Genomic DNA, 18,133 nt, shown 5'->3' with positions numbered 1-18,133 from the left:
TCAGTTGTCACACAAGGAGGTAGATCTAAGCACTTAGCCCAGGAGTACCCCTTTGAAGCGCGTCATCCGGATGCTTCCGGCCTTGGTGGCACTGGTCGCCGCGACGGCCTGCGCGGCGGATACCATCCCCGCCTCCCGTGCCCAGACCGCCCCCGCTGTTCAGGTTCCCGCGGCCGCCGCCGTCGCCGCCCCGGCGAAGAAGGTCAAGCTCGGCATCGCCGACATCACCCCCATGGGGGAGAAGACCGAGAAGGTAGGCGTCGGCTTCCCGATCATCGTCACGTTCGACCGCGACGTGAAGCCCAAGGACAGGGCGGCCGTCGAGGCGCTGCTCCTGGTGGAGGCGGAGAAGCCGGTCGAGGGTGCCTGGCGCTGGGTGTCGGCACGTAAGATCATCTACCGGACCAAGACGTACTGGAAGCCGTACCAGAAGGTGCTCTTCACGGCGCAGCTGTCCGGGCTGCCCGGCAACACCGGGGCCAAGGACGTCTCCCGCCGCTTCGCCGTCGGCGCGAAGCACATCTCCGTGGTCGACACCCGCAAGCACACGATGAAGGTCTACCGCAACGGCAAGCTCGCCAAGAAGATCCCGATCAGCGCCGGCAGGGGCGGTCTGATCAGGAACGGCGTGGACGTCTACCTGACCACCAGCGGCGTCCACCTCACGATGGGCAAGAAGGCCGTCGAGACCATGACCTCCTCCTGGATGGGTGTGACGGATCCGAAGGACCCGCGCTACTACAAGGAGGAGATCCCGTGGGCGGTGCGCATCTCCGACAGCGGCGAGTACGTCCACCAGAGCGCCGGCTACTACCACTTCCTCGGCCGCTCCAACCAGAGCCACGGCTGCGTCCGCGCCACCCCGGCCGGGGCCAAGTGGTTCTACACGATCGCCCAGCGCGGTGACGTCGTGAAGATCACCGGCACGAAGCGCAAGCTGCAGTGGAACAACGGCTGGAGCTACTGGCAGCTCAACTGGACGCAGTGGCAGAAGGGCAGCGCGCTGAAGGGCTGACGCCACCTTCAGGGGCTGCAGGGCTGACGCCACCTTCCGGGGGCGTCAGCCGGCGCTTCAGGTCACAACTTCTCCAGCGGCGCGTACGCCAGCAGCAACGTCTTCTCGCCGCCGCTACCAAAGTCGATCTTCACCTTGGTCTTCTCGGCGACCCCGTCCACGGACACCACCGTGCCCAGCCCGAACGCGTCGTGCGACACCCGGTCCCCGGGCGTCAGCGACGGCACCTTACGCCCGCCCCCACTCTTCGCGGGGGCCGGCCGCGCGGCAGGCTCCCGCCGGGTGGCCGCGCTCCAGGCCGACTTCTCCGGATCCGTACGCCACTCGATGAGCTTGCCCGGCACCTCGCTGACGAAGCGCGAGGCGGGATTGAACGACGGCGCCCCCCACGAGCTGCGTACGGCCGCCCGCGTGAGGTAGAGCCGCTTCTGCGCCCGGGTGATCCCGACGTACGCCAGCCGCCGCTCCTCCTCCAGCTCCTTCGGCTCGCCCAGCGACCGGATGTGCGGGAAGACCCCGTCCTCCATGGCCGTCAGGAAGACCACGGGGAACTCCAGCCCCTTGGCGGTGTGCAGGGTCATCAGCGTGACGACCCCCTGCCCGCCGTCCGCGTCGGGGATCTGGTCGGCGTCGGCCACCAGCGACACCTGCTCCAGGAACTCCACCAGCGACCCCTCCGGATTGGCCTCCTCGAACTCCGAGGCCACGGAGATGAGCTCGTTGAGGTTCTCCAGCCGCGACTCGTCCTGAGGATCCTCGGACGCCTCCAGCTCGGCGCGGTAGCCGGTGGCCACCAGCACCTCCTCGGCCAGGGCCGACGGCGGCACGCCCTCCGCCTTGGCGATGAGCTCGTCGAGCATGGCGACGAACTCCCGCACGGCGTTGAGCGAGCGCGTCGCCATGCCGTACGCCTCGTCGGCCCGGCGCAGCGCGTCCCAGAACGAGATGCGCTCGCGGGACGACAGCGCCTCGATCATCGCCTCGGCCCGCTCGCCGATGCCCCGCTTGGGCACGTTGAGAATGCGCCGCATCGACACCACGTCGGCCGGGTTGGCCAGCACGCGCAGGTAGGCCAGCAGGTCCTTGACCTCTTTGCGCTCGTAGAAGCGCACGCCCCCGACCACCTTGTACGGCAGCCCGGTGCGGATGAAGATCTCCTCGAACACCCGGGACGCGGCATTGGTCCGGTAGAAGACGGCGACCTCGCTCGGCTTCACGCCTTCCTCGTCGGAGAGCCGGTCGACCTCCTGGGCCACGAACATGGCCTCGTCGTGCTCGTTGTCGGCGACGTAACCGACGATCTTGGGGCCGTCGCCCTGGTCGGACCAGAGGTTCTTGGGCTTGCGCGACTCGTTGCGCGCGATGACGGCGTTGGCCGCGGCCAGGATGTTCTGTGTCGACCGGTAGTTCTGCTCCAGCAGGATGGTCCGCGCGTCCGGATAGTCCCGCTCGAACTCCAGGATGTTGCGGATCGTCGCGCCGCGGAAGGCGTAAATGGACTGGTCGGCGTCGCCCACCACGCACAGCTCGGACTGGTCGGCCCCGGCCCGGACGAGATCGCCGTCTGCCGTCCGCAGCTCGGGATGCCCGACCAGCTCCCTGATCAGGATGTATTGGGCGTGGTTGGTGTCCTGGTATTCGTCCACCAGCACGTGCCTGAACCGCATCCGGTAGTGCTCGGCCACCTCGGGGAAGAGCTGGAACAACGTCACCGTGTTCATGATGATGTCGTCGAAGTCCATCGCCCCGGCCTCGGTGAGCTTGAGCTGATAGGACTTGTACGCCTGCGCGAGTGTCTTCTCCAGGTGCGAGCCCGCCTTGTCGAGCGCCGTCTCGTAGTCGATCAGCTCGTTCTTGAAGTTGCTGACCTGCGCCGAGAACGAGCGCGGCGGGTAGCGCTTCGGATCGAGCTCCATCTCCCTGCAGACCATCGCCATGAGCCGCTGCGAGTCGGCCTGGTCGTAGATCGAGAAGCTGGACGGGAACCCGAGCCGCTTGGCCTCCCGCCGCAGGATCCGCATGCAGGCGCTGTGGAACGTCATCACCCACATGGCCTTGGACCGCGCCCCGACCAGCTTGTCGATGCGCTCCTTCATCTCCTTGGCGGCCTTGTTGGTGAACGTGATCGCCAGGATCTCGCCCGGATGCACCTTGCGCTCGGCCAGCAGATAGGCGATGCGATGGGTGAGCACCCGCGTCTTCCCCGACCCCGCCCCCGCCACGATGAGCAGCGGACTGCCGTGATGGATCACGGCCTCGCGCTGCTGCGGGTTGAGACCGTCGAGCAAGGGGTGGTCAACAGAGACTTGGGTCGGCACGCACCTAGGTTAAGCCGCTCCACCGACAAACGGCGCCCGGAATGCGATCGGCCGGGCTCCGGTTGTCCTTCAAGGGAAGACCAAGAAAGGGGAATCATGCTGCCGGAAGCCGAGATCAACCGGGTCCTCGTCGTGACCGCGCATCCCGACGACGCCGATTTCGCTTCCGCGGGGAGCGTGGCGCTCTTCGCCGACAGGGGTGTGGAGGTCAGCTACCTGCTGGTCACGGACGGTGACGCGGGCGGCAACGAGCGTACATTGGACAACTCGGGCATGGCCGAGCTCCGCAGAGGCGAGCAGCGCGCCGCGGCCAAGGCCGTCGGCGTGACGGACCTGCGATTCCTCGGGTATCCGGACGGGCAGGTGGTGCCGTCCCTGGAGCTCCGCCGCGACATCGCCCGCGTGATCCGCCAGGTCAGACCGGACCTCGTCATCACCCATCACCCCGATCGCAACTACCTGTTCGTCGCTCCCAGCCACCCCGACCACCGCGCGGTCGGCGGCGCCGCCTTGGACGCCGTCTACCCGGACGCGCGCAATCCTTATGCCTTCCCCGAGCTGGTCAAGGACGAGGGCCTGGAGGCGTGGACGGTCCGAGAGGTCTGGCTGAACGGCGGCTCGACGCCGAACCACTGGGTGGACATCACCGACGTCATGGACCGCAAGCTCGCGGCCTTGCAGTCGCATGTGAGCCAGGTGTCGCATGTGGAAGGGTTCGCCGAGTTCGTCAAGAGCCGCTTCGCCGCCTGGGCCGAGCAGGCCGGCTTCGGTGAAGGCCGCTACGCGGAGGGCTTCCAGGTGGTGTCCACCGCGTAGGTCTTACGGGGGGTCGGCCTCAGGGGATCGAACCGGGCGGCACGACCCAGAGCGCGGGCTGCCCGGTGACCTCGGAGATGACGTCGAAGTCTCGGTCGTAGTGCAGGACCGTCGCGCCGTGCACCTCGGCGCAGGCGGCGATCAGCAGATCGTTCGTCCCGACAGCCCTGTGGTGCGATTTCCGCGCGAGCATGGCCTGGACGTCCAGCGCGCGCGCCGGCACCTCCTTCTCGGTGATCGAGAGGAGCAGGAAGTCCTCACGCAGGTGATAGGCGTCCTGCTCGTAGCCCTCCGGGTCACGCGCGCTGTAGAGGACCTCCATCTGCGTGACCTCGCAGACGGCCAGCATCTTGTCGAGCATGAGCGGCTCGAGTGCTCGGTGGACGGCCGGGTGCGGCATGCGTGCCAACGCGCTTTTGTCGATGAGGTAGACCACGCCCGTGGCTACCACGCATGCTTCATGATCTCCTGATCCAGAAGATCGGTATTGTCCCGGGTACGCCAGTACTCGAAGGCCTCGCGACGCTTTGCCCTTTCGGCGACTTCCTGCAGGGCCATGTTGACGGTCTCCTTCATGGTCGACGTCCCCAGCTCGTGCTGAGCGACTTCCAGGAGCTCCTTGTCGATGTCGATCACCGTACGCATGCAACACCACCTCCGTACCTCCAGCGTATATCAGAACTTGTGATCTTGATATACGCACTCCCCAAGGCGGCACCGGCCCCGGGAAGAGCGTCCCGAAGACCGTAAAGCATCAAGGTCAGACGCGTATGGAACGCTCCAAGAGGCGGTGCAGGATCTTCATTCCAAGGTGAAGAATCCTCATTCGCGGGGGTGATCGCAGCCCGCCGCACGGCGGCTTACTTCTGCTTTGCGGCGATCCTGGCGAAAAGGTAGCCCAAGGAGTTGGTCGCCAGATGCAGCATGACCGGCGTCAGCAGGCCGCGGTGGCGGCGTAGCTCGCAGAACAACACCCCGGCCGCCGCCGTCGACACCACGCTCCCTGCCACCACCCGGGCGGTGTCCAAATGTTTGGGCGACTCGCCGGCCGTCAGCGCGCCGAGTGCCGGGTTGGCGCGGGCCATGTCGATGGCCGGGAGGATGTGCCAGAGGCCGAACAGGGCCGAGGAGACCGCCGTGGCGGCGACCGTGCCGTGCCGCTGGCGGAGCATGGCGTACAGGGCGCCCCTGAATCCCACCTCCTCGAGCAGGACCGTGCCCAGCGGGACCTGAATGAGGGCCTCCTCCAGGACGCGGGCACGCGACAGCGACAGGGCGCGCTCGTCGCGGAACAGCGGCCTGGTGCGCGGGTGCGAGATGCCGATCGTGTAGGCGGTGGCCACCGCCGCCGCCAGGGCGCCGCCGGCGAGCGCGCCGCGGCGGCCGTGCTCGAAGCCGAGCTCCTCCCACGACAGGCCCGACCTGCGGGCCATCGCCACCAGGGCGGCCGTCGCGGCAGCGGAGGTCAGAGGTCCCAGGCGGGGGGCGACCTTGTTGTTCATGATGTTGGCGGCGGCGAGGATGGCGATCGAGCGGAGGAGCACCCTTGCAGGGTATGAGTAGTTGCCGGCACCCGCCATGCGAGCCGGTGATTACCAGCCGCACTCCCCCCAGGAGTGCGGAGTCAGGCCCCGGCAACGCGGTTCTCAGCCACGGTCCGCCCGGCCCTGCCGGACGGACGCGGCTTCGGCTTCCGTCGGATCGCGCCCCAGCCTCGGCCGGCGTGCGACGAGACTACGCCGATGTCCGTTCTCCATAGGTGAACACAGAGAACCGAAGACGCTACGTCGCGATCTCGCCCACATCGAACCGGCCTAAGGCGGCTGCCGTAGCGGCTGGGCCGCCGCTTCGGGCAGGACGTCCGTACCGCCGGGCGGAGGGTCCGTCAGGAGGCGGCGGCCGAGTTGCGCCAGCCCGCCGGGAAGCGGGTGCGGCGGCGTTCCTCCGGGGTGAGGCCGCCCCAGATGCCCTCCGACTCGCCCGCTCGTAATGCGTACGCCCGGCACTCCTCCAGCACCTGGCACCCGGCGCAGACCGCCTTGGCCCGTGCTTCCTGCAGGGGTGAGGGGGCGAGGGGAAAGAAGAGGTCCGGGTCGCTGGATCTGCACGCCCCCCTGCGCAGCCAGCCGATCTCCTCCAGTGGCATGCGTCCACGGTACGGCGTGGTCATGATCGACCACATCATCCTCTAGGTTGATCGAGGCGTACATCCGCGAGCTAATGCCCGACGTCAGCAGGCACCCACGCCGCCCCTGTACCCCTTGGCGAACGCCGACTGCCGTTGCTCGGCCGTGCCGTGGGCGGCCGGGTTCAGCCAGTCGTCCGTCGGGTCGCCGGCGGCCGCCAGACTCAGCAACAGCTCGTCCTCGTCACCCGCCTCCGTCGTCAGCGCGCCCGAGTTGACCAGGGCCGACAGGGTGCCGCCCGCGTAGCAGTCGGCCTGCAGCTCCATCTGCACGTTCAGCCCGAAGCCGGTGCCGAGCTGGTTCTGGATGGAGTGCCCGAACTCATGCGGAATGATCAAATAGACCGACCCGTCGCCCATCTCGTTCCACAACGCCTCCATCCAGTCCTGGTCGTAGGCGATGAAGTGGCCGGCGGGGCAGTAGAAGGCGTTGTTCGGCACGGGCGGCTCGCCGCCGCAGCTCGGCCCGGAGGTCCCGGAGTAGGGGACGAAGTCGGCGATGGGCCGGTAGGTCTCGCCCAGCCGGTCGAACTGCTGCTTCCAGAACTCCTCCGTCAGCGTCCGCGCCGTACGGACGTCTCCCTCGAACGTGTCGTCCTCCGCCGGATCCATGGACGGCGGGCGGGCGATGCCGCAGGCGGCGAGCGTCAGGGCGAGGAGGATGACCAGCGGGCGGAGGGTCATGGGCTTCAGACTTCCCAGGTGTGCACCGGCTCATTCGTGTGCATGTGCTCGATGTAGTCGAGGGTCATCGCCCGCAGCGCCTCGTGCCGGTCCCCGCCGTGGGCGCGTACGCGGTCCACCTGCCAGCTCGCCCCCGTCCGCCCCGTCAGGCAGCGGCCCTCGATGATGCCGAGCAGCCGGTCGGCGACGGGCCGGTCGACGCCCCATTCGGCCAGCCCCTCGTACGCCATGGGCAGCAGGCGGCGCAGGATCAGCTCGGCCGCGGGCACCTCGCCCATACCCGGCCAGTACAGCCGCGACTCCAGCCCGTTCCGGGCCGCGGCGCCGAGGTTGTCCTCCGCCGCCTGGAACGACATCTGGCTCCAGATCGGCCGCTCGGCGTACGGCAGCACGCGCATCAGGCCGTAGTAGAAGGCGGCGTTCGCGGCGATGTCGGCCACGGAGGGTCCGGCGGGCAGGACGCGGTTCTCCACGCGCAGGTGCGGCATGCCGTTCACGACCGCGTAGACGGGCCGGTTCCAGCGGTAGATCGTGCCGTTGTGCAGGGTCAGCTCGTGGAGCTCCGGGATGCGGCCCTCTTCCAGCTCGGCACGCGGGTCCTCGTCCTCGCAGAGGGGCAGCAGGGCCGGGTAATAGCTGACGTTCTCCTCGAACAGGTCGAAGACGCTGGTGATCCACCGCTCGCCGAACCAGACGCGCGGCCGCACGCCCTGGGCCTTCAGCTCCGCCGGCCGCGTGTCCGTGGCCTGCTCGAACAGCGTGATCCTGGTCTCGCGGTGCAGCTCCTTGCCGAACAGGTACGGGGAGTTCGCCGCCACCGCGACCTGCGCTCCCGCGATGGCCTGGGCGGCGTTCCAGTTCGCGGCGAACGCCTCGGGGCTGACCTGCAGGTGAAGCTGGACGCTCGTGCAGGCGGCTTCGGGCGCGACGCTGTCGGCGTGCGTGTCGAGGCGTTCGACGCCCTCGATGCACAGGTGCAGATCTTCGCCGCGGGCGGCGAAGATCTGCTCGTTGAGCAGGCGGTAGCGGGGGTTCGCCGACAGTGTGCCCTCGCCGATGTCCTGCTCGCGCAGCGTGGGCAGGATGCCGACCAGCACCAGGTGCCCGTCCTGGGAGCGGGCGCGCTCGTCGGCGTGGTTGAGCCTGGCCCGTACGTCGTTCTCCAGGCGGAGCGGGCCGTCGCCGCTCAGCTCCTGGGGCTCGATGTTGATCTCGATGTTGAACTGGCCCAGCTCCGTGGCCCAGTCCGGCTGCTCGATGGCGGCGAGCACCTCGGCGTTGCGCATGCAGGCCTCGCCGTTCGCGTCCACGATGTTGAGCTCGATCTCCAGACCGGCGAGCGGGCGTTCGAGCTCGAAGCGCGACTCCCGCAACATCTGGGCGAAGACGTCAAGACATCGTCGCACCTTTTCGCGATATTTCCGGCGATCTTCGCGGCTGAACACCACGACCGGTACGTCTCTGCCCATATCTGGAAATGTCGCACGTCAACGCGCCAAACACCAGGCCAGTCCCCCCTTTCCGCCTTCGCCCGCCCCAGATGTGCCGCGGCGTCGGGCCCGGGTGTGTCCACGGCGTCTGCCCGGGTGTGTCCACGGCGTCGGCCCACATGTGTCCACGGCGCCGGCTCACTGGGCGCTCCGTAACGGCGGCCCGCCACTGAAGGGGTCAGAGGCCGTGTTCCTGGAGGGTCCTCAGCCGAAGTGCGGCGGGTGGCGGCCCACTTGGCGGAGCCGTACGAGATGGGGTCGGTAGGGCGGGAGCTGCCGGCGGCGGGAGGACACAGGACGGGGCTCCAGCCATTTGCCGCGGCGGGACGGGCGCTCGCGCGGAAGTAGGGTGCTGGGATGCGTGTCTTGATTACCGGTGGGGCGGGTTATATCGGCAGCACGGTCGCGTCGGCGTGTCTGGATGCCGGGATCTCGCCCGTCATTCTCGACAGCCTCGTGACCGGGCGGAGGGAGTTCGCCGACGGGCGGGTGTTCTATGAGGGGGATATCAGCGACGGCCCGCTGATTGACAAGATATTTGCCGAAAATTCAGATATTGAGGCAGTGATCCACTGCGCGGCCCTCATCGTCGTGCCCGACTCCGTAGCCGACCCCATCGGTTACTACCGCGCGAACGTCGCCAAGAGCCTCGAGTTCGCCGATCACCTGATCCGCAACGGCCGCACCCGGATGATCTTCAGTTCGTCCGCGTCGATCTACGGCGTGGCCGAGGACCACACGGTGACCGAGGACTCCCCGCTGGCCCCGATGAGCCCGTACGCGCGCACCAAGGCGGTGTGCGAGGCCATGTTCGCCGACATCGCCGCCACCCGGCCCATCAAGATCCTCTCCCTGCGTTACTTCAACCCGATCGGCGCCGACCCCCAGATGCGCACCGGTCTGCAGTTGCGGCGCCCCAGCCACGCCCTGGGCAAGATGATCGAGGCGTACGAGGACCGCGTGCCCTTCCAGATCACCGGCACCGACTACCCGACCAGCGACGGCACCGGCATCCGCGACTACGTCCACGTCTGGGACCTGGCCACCGCGCATGTGGCGGCCCTGCGGAGGTTCGACGAGCTGGCGGTGGATGTGATCAACCTGGGCACCGGCGCGGGCACCACCGTCCGGGAGCTGGCCGAGGCGTTCAACCGCGTCGTCGACCGCCCGATCGAGGTCGTCGAAGCCCCGGCGCGCCCGGGCGACGTGGCCGGCGCCTACACCCGCAGCGACCGGGCCCACCGTCTGCTGGACTGGCGGGCCGGCTATTCGATCGAGGACGGGATCAGGCACTCGCTCGAATGGGCCCGCCTGCGGGACTCCCGGCTGGGCTAGAGGGTCTGGGGTGCCGCCGCCCCGGCCCTGTACGTTTCGCATGCCACCCGAGGCCGGTGCCGTTGACGACATCCTCGTCGGAGTGGGTACGCCGAGCAACCGCACCTCTCCCGCCTGGCGGCGGGAGAGGGTTGAGCCGGCTACATCAGCCGCCGAAGCTGCCGAGCGAGTCCCAGACCATGGACCCGTCGTCCTCGCCGTTCTTGAACTCGGTGGCGACCTCGTCCGCCGGCGGCGCCTTGATCGCCACTGCGGCGCCCCAGCCGGAGAAGCCGGTGTCCACGTTCACGGTGCCCTTCCCGGCGCCGGTCACGGCGGATACCGGGAAGGTCGACACGAGCCGGGTCGGCAGGCCGGCCGAGTTCAGGGTGACCCGCCAGCTGATGGTGCCCTTCAGCGCCTTCTTGGCGGGCTTCGAGAGCACAGTGGCCCGGTACCACGGGGACACCTTCCACAGGTCGCCCACCGTGATCTTGCCCGCGTAGCCGCCGCTCGCGGGCTTGGCGCCCTTGAACAGGGTCTTGAGGGTGGCGGACTCGGCCAGGTTCAGCGGCTGGCCGTAGGTGCCGGTGAGGCCGCCGGTCGGGCCCTTGGGGTACTTGAACCAGGTCTTGTCCTCGGGCAGCATGGTCCCCCACATGCCTCCGGACATGTAGGACGTGGTGCCGACCCTGATCGTGCGCTCCTGCGCGGCCAGTCCCTTGAGCAGATCCGGGACCTCCTCCGTGTCCGAGCCCAGGTCCTTCAGCGAGATGTTGAACTTGCCCGTGATGTCCGAGGCCGCGATGCCGGACCTGCTGAACTGCAGGGTGCCGCTGCGCCGGACGAACACCTCGCGCTTCCCGTCCGAGTCGATGATGGTCCGCTCGGTGAACTTCACTCCCTTGCCGGGAGCAAGCTGCTTCTTGATCGCGACGACGGGGTTCTTCGGCGCGGCGGCCATCGCGGGTGTCGCGGCGACCAGGGTGGCGGTGGTGGCTGCTAACACCACGCCGGCGAGCATTCGCTTCATGAAGATTCCTTTGTTGAGGGGGGTTACCGGTGCTTCCCGTCGAGGCTTTTTGCCCCGGGGTGAAGCGAGGCGAGTAAAAGCTCCGCCATCTCACCGACCGGCGGAGCCTCGATCGTGATCTTAGCGCTCCGGCCGACACCACGCCGAGCGCTTTCTCTGCAGCTACGTAACGTTCCACAGCGATCACGGGAGAATCCGCCGCGTACGATTTCTCCGCCAGGACGATGGCTTTGCGAGGAGCGGCAGAAGCCTGCCAATGAGAGATCACGGCCGCATATCGGGTGGCGTACTGTTCTGCGAGGAATTGGTGCATTCTTCGTGCAGTGGGGCCTTCGAGAAGTGAGATGACCGTCACATAGCGGCAGAACCGTGACCCGATGACCAGGTCAGGTCAAGCTTCGGGCTAGGCTTCACTGGCGGAAACGCCCGGCACGCACCCCTGAGCGTAGGAGCTCGCCGTGAGAGAACGAAGCAACGAGCGGCGAAGCGGACGCGACCGTCAGCGCAGTTGCCCGGGCCGTCGAACATCAGTCGGACAAGCAAGGACGGACCCTCGTGGACCTGTTCGAACATCAGGCGAAGGAGCTCTTCGCTGACTACGGCATCCCGGTGCCGCGCGGCATCGTCGCCCACACCGTGGAGGAGGCGCGAGCGGCCGCCGAGCAGTTGACCGGCCGCGTCGTCGTCAAGGCCCAGGTCAAGACCGGTGGCCGGGGCAAGGCCGGGGGCGTGAAGGTGGCCGACGACGCCGCCGACGCCGTCGATAAGGCCACCGCCATCCTGGGCATGGACATCAAGGGCCACACGGTCCACAAGGTGCTGGTGGAGGAGGCCAGCGCGATCGCGGAGGAATACTACTTCTCCTTCCTGCTCGACCGTGCGAACCGCACTTTCCTCGCGATCTGCTCCGCCGCCGGCGGCATGGACATCGAAGAGGTCGCCCACAGCGCACCCGAGAAGGTCGCCAAGGTGCCGGTCTCGGCGCTGACCGGCATCGACCGCGCCAGGGCACGCGAGATCGCGGTCGCCGGCGGCCTGCCGGAGAAGGCCCTCGACGGAGCCGCAGAGCTCATCGAGAAGCTCTGGTGCTGCTTCGTGGACGAGGACGCCACGCTCGTCGAGGTCAACCCCATGATCCTGTCGGCCGACGGCCAGGTGAAGGCACTCGACGGCAAGGTCACGCTCGACGACAACGCCTCCTTCCGCCAGCAGGACCACGAGGCCCTGGCCGACAAGGCCGCCGAGGACCCCCTCGAGGCCAAGGCCAAGGAGAAGGACCTCAACTACGTCAAGCTCGACGGCAGCGTCGGCATCATCGGCAACGGCGCGGGCCTGGTCATGTCCACCCTCGACGTCGTCGCCTACGCAGGCGAGGCGTTCCCGGGCAAGCCGTCCCCCGCCAACTTCCTGGACATCGGCGGCGGCGCCTCGGCCGAGGTGATGGCCGCGGGCCTGGAGATCATCCTCTCCGACCCCGACGTGAAGTCGATTTTCGTGAACGTCTTCGGCGGCATCACCGCCTGCGACGCCGTCGCCAACGGCATCGTCTCGGCGTTCAAGCTGCTGGAGAGCCGTGGCGAGGCCGTGACCCACCCGCTGGTGGTCCGTCTCGACGGCAACAACGCCCTCCTCGGGCGGCAGATCCTGGCCGACGCCGCGCTCCCGCGGGTCGAGCTGGTGGACACGATGGATGACGCGGCCAAGCGGGCCGCCGAGCTCGCTGCGGTAGGTGCGTAACTCATGGCCATCTGGTTGACGGAAAACAGCAAGATCATTGTTCAGGGCATGACCGGCGGTGAGGGCACCAAGCACACCCGCCGCATGCTCGCCTCCGGCGCCCGCGTCGTCGGTGGTGTCAACGCCCGCAAGGCCGGCACCACGCACGAGGGCCTGCCCGTGTTCGGCACGGTCAAGGAGGCCATGGAGAAGACCCGCGCGGACGTGTCGGTCGTGTTCGTGCCGCCGGCGTTCACCAAGGACGCCGTCAAGGAGGCCATCGACGCCGAGATCCCGCTCGTCGTGGTGATCACCGAGGGCGTGCCGGTGCACGACTCGACCGAGTTCTGGGCGTACGCGGTGGCCAAGGGCGGCAAGACCCGCATCATCGGTCCCAACTGCCCCGGCATCGCCTCTCCCGGTGCATCCAACGCGGGCATCATCCCCGCCGACATCACCACCGCCGGCCGCATCGGCCTGGTCTCGAAGTCCGGCACGCTGACCTATCAGCTCATGTACGAGCTGCGCGACTTCGGTTTCTCGACCGCGGTGGGCATCGGCGGCGACCCGGTCATCGGGACCACGCACATCGACGCGCTGCAGGCGTTCCAGGAGGACCCGGGCACGGACGCCATCGTGATGATCGGTGAGATCGGCGGCGACGCCGAGGAGCGGGCCGCGGCCTACATCGAGCAGCACGTCACCAAGCCGGTGGTGGCCTACGTGGCCGGCTTCACCGCGCCCGAGGGCAAGACCATGGGCCACGCGGGCGCCATCGTGTCCGGCTCGGCCGGCACCGCCCAGGCCAAGAAGGAAGCCCTGGAGAAGGTCGGCGTCCGCGTCGGCAAGACTCCGTCGGAGACGGCGCGGCTGATGCGCGAGATCATGCAGTCCCGCTGACGCTTCACCGAAGGCCCCGCACGGTACGCGTCGTGCGGGGCCTTCCCACGTGTGGAGCCGGCCGAGGGGCCGTGAGGCGGTCGGCGCGGGAGCGTCACGAGGCCGGCTGACGGTCGCGGGGGGTGGCCCGCCCCGAATTGACCACGGAGCCAACCGTCGCAGCTTAAAAGATGTAAATGAAATCTCCCGGCGCGTCAACCAAGGGTTGGTTGGGAAAGGTTGAGAAAATCGCACTGTGACGGCGATCCTCGACCAACTGCGCACCGGGTCAATGCTCAGCAAGCTCCCGGGGGCGGACGACGAGACGAGGCGGCCCCTGCCCGTGTCGGGAATGCTGGCTGCGGCCTGCACACTGGGGGTCGGCCTGGCCGCGCTCACCACGCTCACGCTGGTCGGGTGGATTGCCGCCCCGCGCGGCACGCTGGGCGCCGGGCTGCCGGGAGTGTTCCGTACGGCGGCGCAGATCTGGCTGGCCGCGCACCACGCCGGGTTCGCGATCCCCGGCGGGCGGGTCGGCCTGCTGCCGATCGGGCTGATCTTCCTGCCTGCTGTGCTGCTCTACCGGGCCGGGCGGTGGATGGCGCGCGACGCCGACCTGCGGCTGCGGCTGCCCGCGCGGCTGCCCAAGAACAGCCCGCGCGAGCAGGCCCAGGCCCGCCGCCGGGCGCAGCTCGTCCTGGTGGCCCAGGCGGGGGTGTCGCTGGCGGCCCCGTACGCGCTGCTGGCCGGCCTGATCGCGCTCGTCGCGAGCAACGAGATCACGCAGCCGTTCATCGGCGAGGCGCTGTTCAGCCACTTCGTGCTGGCGTTCCTGGCGGGGGCGCTGGCCACCGCGCGGATGATCGGGCCCTGGCGGGTGATGCTCAAGCTGCTGCCCGAGCGGGTGCGCGCGCTCACCGTCGGCACGGCGGTGGCCACCGCGCTGCTGGTGGTGGCCGGGCTGGCGCTGGTGCTGGTGGCCGTCGTGCTCAACTTCGACCAGGTCAGGGATCTGTCCAGCGTCCTGTCGCCGGGGTTCGTGGGCGGGGTGCTGCTGATCCTGCTGCAGCTCCTCTACCTGCTCAACGCCGTCGTCTGGGCGTTCTCGTACATCGCGGGACCGGGGTTCGCCGTCGGCGCGGACACGCTGGTCGCGCCGACAGGGGTGCAGCTCGGTACGGTGCCGAGCCTGCCGCTGCTGGGAGCGTTGCCAGAGAGCGGGCCGGTGCCGGCGTGGATGATGGCGGTGATCGCGCTGCCGTTCGCGGCGGGGGCAGTGGCGGGGGTGGTGGTGGCCAGGATCTCGCCGTCGCCGTCGTACGAGGCCGCGCCCCTCTGGGGGTTCCTCACCGGGGTCTCCACCGGCGTCGTCGCGGGGACGCTGGCGGCGTTGTCCGGCGGTCCCATCGGCGGTGGCCGGCTGGCGACGGTCGGGCCCTCGCCCTGGGAGGTGGCGCTGTCGGTCGCGCTCGAGGTCGGCGTGGCCGCGGGCATCTCCGCGGGCGTGACCAACCTGCTGCTGCTCAACAAGCGCGCCCGCACGCCGCTCGACAGGGCGGCCGCCCCGGTACGCAAGGCGGGGGCCGCGATCGCCAAGGCGGCGAGCAAGGTCGGCCTGGCCGAGTCGGACCCGCGTCCGCTGCCCGGCCACTGGATGGACGCCACCGAGGCCGACACCCAGGAGATTCCGGTCATCAGGGACGACTGGCAGGACGAGCACGCGTCGGCGGAGGCCGAGACACGGGCCCAGGCCCGCCCGCGCCCGTCGGAGCCTGACCCGGCGCGACCGCCGCGCAAGGACATCGTGGACGAGTCGGACGACCGCGGCGGTCATGTGATCTACCTCGACCCGTACGCGTGGGACCGCGACTAGGCCGGTGGCTCACGAGGGTGTTTCGAGGGGTCGCTCACGCATGCCCGCCGCCTGGTCAGGAGTCGACTGCGCCGGCGCCGAGCGGGGAGTCCTCAGGGCTGCATCGCGCCCAGCAGTTCGAGCACGTCGGGTGGGAGTTTGCGCTGGGCCGCGTCCCTGAACTGGGTGAAGCACTCACCCTGCGAGGACACCGTGCCCGCGCCCTTCAGGCACTCCTGGTAGGCCGAATACTCGTCCATCAGGTACAGCTGCATCGCCGTGGCCACGGCGGACAGCACCAGCGCGATCCAGGAGACGGTGATGCCGCCAAAGGCCACGCCCGTGGGCTTGCCCTCGGCCCTCAGCCGCGGGAGCGCCCGGATCCCGGCCACTAGCGCGAACAGCGCCATGACCAGGCCGGCCAACGGCAACATGAACGTCATGGCCAGCGCTGCGATGGACAACCAGATCGCTCGGCGGCCCGCCGATTCGGCGGGCTGCTGGCCTGCCGGTGCCTGCACCGGTGTCGACACCTGACCTCCTCTGCGTCGCCGGGCAAGGAACAGATACCCTGGCACCCCCACCCTGTTTCCTCTTGGAGAGTGTGCGTGTCTAAGGCTGGGCGGCTCGTCGTCCTCGTCTCCGGCTCTGGAACCAACCTACAGGCCCTTCTGGACGCTTCTGCCGACCCGTCGTACGGCGCTCGCGTGGTCGCGGTCGGCGCCGACAGGGAAGGGATCGAGGGGCTGGCGAGGGCTACCAGAGCAGGCATCCCGACTTTTGTCGAAAAACTGGGCGATTATGCGACACGGGCGGATTGGGACGCGGCAATCGCGGCCAAGATCGCATCGTACGAACCCGACCTCGTCGTGTCGGCAGGCTTCATGAAGATTTTGGGGAAGCCGACACTCGACGCCTTCCCCGTGCTCAACACCCACCCGGCGCTGCTGCCGTCGTTCCCCGGCGCGCACGGCGTGCGCGACGCCCTGGCCCACGGGGTCAAGGTCACCGGCTGTACGGTGATGCTCGCCGACGAGGGGGTCGACACCGGGCCCATCGTCGCCCAGGAGGCCGTGCCCGTGCTCCCGGACGACGACGAGGCGACCCTGCACGAGCGCATCAAGACCGTCGAGCGCCGCCTGCTCGTCGAGATCGTCGGCCGGATGGCCCGCGAGGGCTGGACGGCCAGCGGACGTATCGTCCGAATCGGCAACCAATCAGGAGGGGAATCCACGTGACTCGCATCGCCATCCGGCGCGCGCTGATCGCCGTTTACGACAAGTCCGGGCTCGAGGAGCTGGCCAGGGCCCTCGACGGCGCCGGTGTGGAGATCGTCTCGACCGGGGGCACGGCTGCCGCGATCTCGTCGTTCGGGATCCCGGTGACGAAGGTCGAGCAGCTGACCGGGTTTCCTGAATGCCTCGACGGGCGGGTCAAGACGCTGCACCCGCGTGTGCATGCCGGGCTGCTGGCCGACGTCACCAAGCCGCACCATGTGACCCAGCTGGAGGAGCTGGAGATCGACCCGTTCCAGCTGGTCGTGGTCAATCTCTATCCGTTCCAGGAGACGGTGGCCTCCGGCGCGTCCGACGAGGAGTGCGTCGAGCAGATCGACATCGGCGGGCCCGCCATGATCCGCGGCGCCGCCAAGAACCACAACACCTGCGCCGTCGTGGTCGACCCCGGTTTCTACGGCGACGTGCTCACCGCGCTGGCCGAGGGCGGCTTCACGCTGACCGAGCGGCGGCGGCTGGCGGGCATCGCGTACGCCCACACGGCCTCGTACGACGTGGCGGTGGCCAACTGGTTCGGGGCGACGTACGAGGAGGACGAGTTCCCGGCGTTCACGGGGTCCGCGTACGACCGCAAGGCGACGCTCCGGTACGGCGAGAACCCGCACCAGCGCGCCGCCCTCTACACGGCCGGCACCGGCGGGCTGGCCAACGCCGAGCAGTTGCACGGCAAGGAGATGTCCTACAACAACTACCTCGACGCCGACGCCGCCTGGCGGGCCGCCTGGGATTTCTCCGACCCGTGCGTGGCCATCATCAAGCACCAGAACCCGTGCGGCATCGCGATCGGCTCCGACGTGGCCGACGCGCACCGCAAGGCACACGCCTGCGACCCGGTGTCGGCGTACGGCGGGGTGATCGCCGTCAACCGCGCGGTCACGGTCGAGCTGGCCAGGCAGATCTTCGACGTGTTCACCGAGGTCGTCATCGCGCCCGCCTTCGACGCCGAGGCGCTGGAGGTGCTGCGGGAGAAGAAGAACCTGCGCCTGCTGGTCTGCCCGGAGGGGCCTTCGCAGCCGACGGAGTTCCGCAAGATCGACGGCGGGCTCCTCGTGCAGACCGTCGACCGCGTGGACGCGCCCGGCGACGCGGCCTCGCGATGGGAGCTCAAGACCGGCGAGCCCGCCTCGCCCGAGGTGCTGGCGGACCTGGAGTTCGCCTGGCGCGCCTGCCGCTCGGTGAAGTCCAACGCCATCCTGCTCGCCAGCGACGGAGCGACCGTGGGCGTGGGCATGGGGCAGGTCAACCGGGTCGACTCGTGCCGCCTGGCGGTCGCCAGGGCCGGGGAGCGCGCGCCCGGCTCGGTCGCCGCCTCGGATGCCTTCTTCCCGTTCCCGGATGGGCTGGAGGTCCTGGTCGAGGGCGGAGTGAAGGCGATCGTCGAGCCCGGCGGCTCCATCCGGGACGACCTGGTCGTGGAGGCCGCCGAGAAGGCCGGCATCACTCTCTACTTCACCGGCACCCGCCACTTCTTCCACTGATCGTCCGCTAGAGGGCGACATGACCGATCATGTCGCCCTTTAGGCGTTTTGGGGGCGA

General features: G+C 68.9%; 17 protein-coding genes. 8 read left to right on the top strand and 9 right to left on the bottom strand.

The window, feature by feature from the left end; genetic code table 11:
• Window positions 1-52 precede the first annotated feature (52 nt).
• Window positions 53-1,015: a L,D-transpeptidase gene (locus tag ACIBX3_RS04785; protein WP_397113102.1), complete on the top strand. Its 963-nt coding sequence runs from the start codon at window positions 53-55 to the stop codon at window positions 1,013-1,015.
• A 62-nt stretch (window positions 1,016-1,077) separates the two neighbouring features.
• Here the strand turns inward: ACIBX3_RS04785 and pcrA are convergent, their stop codons facing one another.
• On the bottom strand, window positions 1,078-3,303 hold the full coding sequence (pcrA, locus tag ACIBX3_RS04780; protein WP_397113397.1) for a DNA helicase PcrA: 2,226 nt from the start codon (window positions 3,301-3,303) through the stop codon (window positions 1,078-1,080).
• Window positions 3,304-3,429: 126 nt separating this feature from the next.
• On the opposite strand from pcrA, the gene ACIBX3_RS04775 reads away from it, so the two are divergent.
• Window positions 3,430-4,149 carry a PIG-L deacetylase family protein gene (locus ACIBX3_RS04775; protein ID WP_397113100.1) on the top strand — a complete coding sequence of 240 codons (720 nt, stop codon included), beginning with the start codon at window positions 3,430-3,432 and terminating at the stop codon, window positions 4,147-4,149.
• A gap of 19 nt (window positions 4,150-4,168) precedes the next feature.
• Here ACIBX3_RS04775 and ACIBX3_RS04770 read toward each other — a convergent pair whose 3' ends face one another.
• The 6 genes from ACIBX3_RS04770 to ACIBX3_RS04745 all read right to left on the bottom strand — a co-directional run bounded on the left by ACIBX3_RS04770 (window position 4,169) and on the right by ACIBX3_RS04745 (window position 8,487).
• On the bottom strand, window positions 4,169-4,600 hold the full coding sequence (locus tag ACIBX3_RS04770) for a PIN domain nuclease (RefSeq protein WP_397113098.1): 432 nt from the start codon (window positions 4,598-4,600) through the stop codon (window positions 4,169-4,171).
• Window positions 4,594-4,794 carry a type II toxin-antitoxin system VapB family antitoxin gene (locus tag ACIBX3_RS04765; protein WP_397113096.1) on the bottom strand — a complete coding sequence of 67 codons (201 nt, stop codon included), beginning with the start codon at window positions 4,792-4,794 and terminating at the stop codon, window positions 4,594-4,596. The genes ACIBX3_RS04770 and ACIBX3_RS04765 overlap by 7 nt, the downstream gene beginning before the upstream one ends.
• A gap of 215 nt (window positions 4,795-5,009) precedes the next feature.
• Entirely contained in the window at window positions 5,010-5,693 is a 684-nt protein-coding gene (locus tag ACIBX3_RS04760; RefSeq protein ID WP_397113094.1) for a lysostaphin resistance A-like protein, read from the bottom strand.
• A gap of 341 nt (window positions 5,694-6,034) precedes the next feature.
• Window positions 6,035-6,295 (bottom strand): WhiB family transcriptional regulator, encoded by a 261-nt coding sequence (locus ACIBX3_RS04755; RefSeq protein ID WP_397113092.1) that lies wholly within the window; start codon window positions 6,293-6,295, stop codon window positions 6,035-6,037.
• An 84-nt stretch (window positions 6,296-6,379) separates the two neighbouring features.
• Window positions 6,380-7,018 carry a neutral zinc metallopeptidase gene (locus tag ACIBX3_RS04750; protein ID WP_397113090.1) on the bottom strand — a complete coding sequence of 213 codons (639 nt, stop codon included), beginning with the start codon at window positions 7,016-7,018 and terminating at the stop codon, window positions 6,380-6,382.
• 5 nt (window positions 7,019-7,023) lie between these two features.
• Window positions 7,024-8,487, bottom strand: coding sequence for a glutamate--cysteine ligase (locus ACIBX3_RS04745; protein WP_397113088.1), 1,464 nt, complete (start codon window positions 8,485-8,487; stop codon window positions 7,024-7,026).
• 378 nt (window positions 8,488-8,865) lie between these two features.
• On the opposite strand from ACIBX3_RS04745, the gene galE reads away from it, so the two are divergent.
• Window positions 8,866-9,843, top strand: a complete 978-nt coding sequence (galE, locus tag ACIBX3_RS04740) for a UDP-glucose 4-epimerase GalE (RefSeq protein ID WP_397113086.1) — start codon at window positions 8,866-8,868, stop codon at window positions 9,841-9,843.
• Between the two features lie 145 nt (window positions 9,844-9,988).
• Here the strand turns inward: galE and ACIBX3_RS04735 are convergent, their stop codons facing one another.
• Window positions 9,989-10,855: a hypothetical protein gene (locus ACIBX3_RS04735; RefSeq protein ID WP_397113084.1), complete on the bottom strand. Its 867-nt coding sequence runs from the start codon at window positions 10,853-10,855 to the stop codon at window positions 9,989-9,991.
• A 555-nt stretch (window positions 10,856-11,410) separates the two neighbouring features.
• Here ACIBX3_RS04735 and sucC point away from each other — a divergent pair.
• The 3 genes from sucC (at window position 11,411) to ACIBX3_RS04720 (ending at window position 15,323) form a co-directional block, all read left to right on the top strand.
• Window positions 11,411-12,592 (top strand): ADP-forming succinate--CoA ligase subunit beta, encoded by a 1,182-nt coding sequence (sucC, locus tag ACIBX3_RS04730; protein ID WP_397113082.1) that lies wholly within the window; start codon window positions 11,411-11,413, stop codon window positions 12,590-12,592.
• 3 nt (window positions 12,593-12,595) lie between these two features.
• Complete coding sequence (gene sucD / locus ACIBX3_RS04725) at window positions 12,596-13,471, top strand: succinate--CoA ligase subunit alpha (protein WP_397113080.1); 876 nt, start codon at window positions 12,596-12,598, stop codon at window positions 13,469-13,471.
• Between the two features lie 235 nt (window positions 13,472-13,706).
• The gene (locus ACIBX3_RS04720) at window positions 13,707-15,323 is read left to right on the top strand and encodes a DUF6350 family protein (RefSeq protein WP_397113078.1); all 1,617 of its coding nucleotides are present in this window, start codon (window positions 13,707-13,709) and stop codon (window positions 15,321-15,323) included.
• Window positions 15,324-15,415: 92 nt separating this feature from the next.
• On the opposite strand, the gene ACIBX3_RS04715 is transcribed toward ACIBX3_RS04720, so the two are convergent.
• Window positions 15,416-15,835 carry a hypothetical protein gene (locus ACIBX3_RS04715; RefSeq protein WP_397113076.1) on the bottom strand — a complete coding sequence of 140 codons (420 nt, stop codon included), beginning with the start codon at window positions 15,833-15,835 and terminating at the stop codon, window positions 15,416-15,418.
• A 75-nt stretch (window positions 15,836-15,910) separates the two neighbouring features.
• Between ACIBX3_RS04715 and purN the strand changes: the two genes are divergently transcribed.
• Window positions 15,911-16,540 (top strand): phosphoribosylglycinamide formyltransferase, encoded by a 630-nt coding sequence (gene purN, locus ACIBX3_RS04710; protein WP_397113074.1) that lies wholly within the window; start codon window positions 15,911-15,913, stop codon window positions 16,538-16,540.
• On the top strand, window positions 16,537-18,075 hold the full coding sequence (gene purH, locus ACIBX3_RS04705) for a bifunctional phosphoribosylaminoimidazolecarboxamide formyltransferase/IMP cyclohydrolase (RefSeq protein WP_397113072.1): 1,539 nt from the start codon (window positions 16,537-16,539) through the stop codon (window positions 18,073-18,075). The genes purN and purH overlap by 4 nt, the downstream gene beginning before the upstream one ends.
• The last annotated feature ends 58 nt before the right edge of the window (window positions 18,076-18,133 follow it).

It is taken from the genome of Nonomuraea sp. NPDC049480, from assembly GCF_044465905.1.
GTDB lineage: Bacteria > Actinomycetota > Actinomycetes > Streptosporangiales > Streptosporangiaceae > Nonomuraea.
The sequence above is the reverse complement of the archived record's forward strand: the minus strand, read 5'-3'. Positions and strand labels throughout refer to the sequence as shown.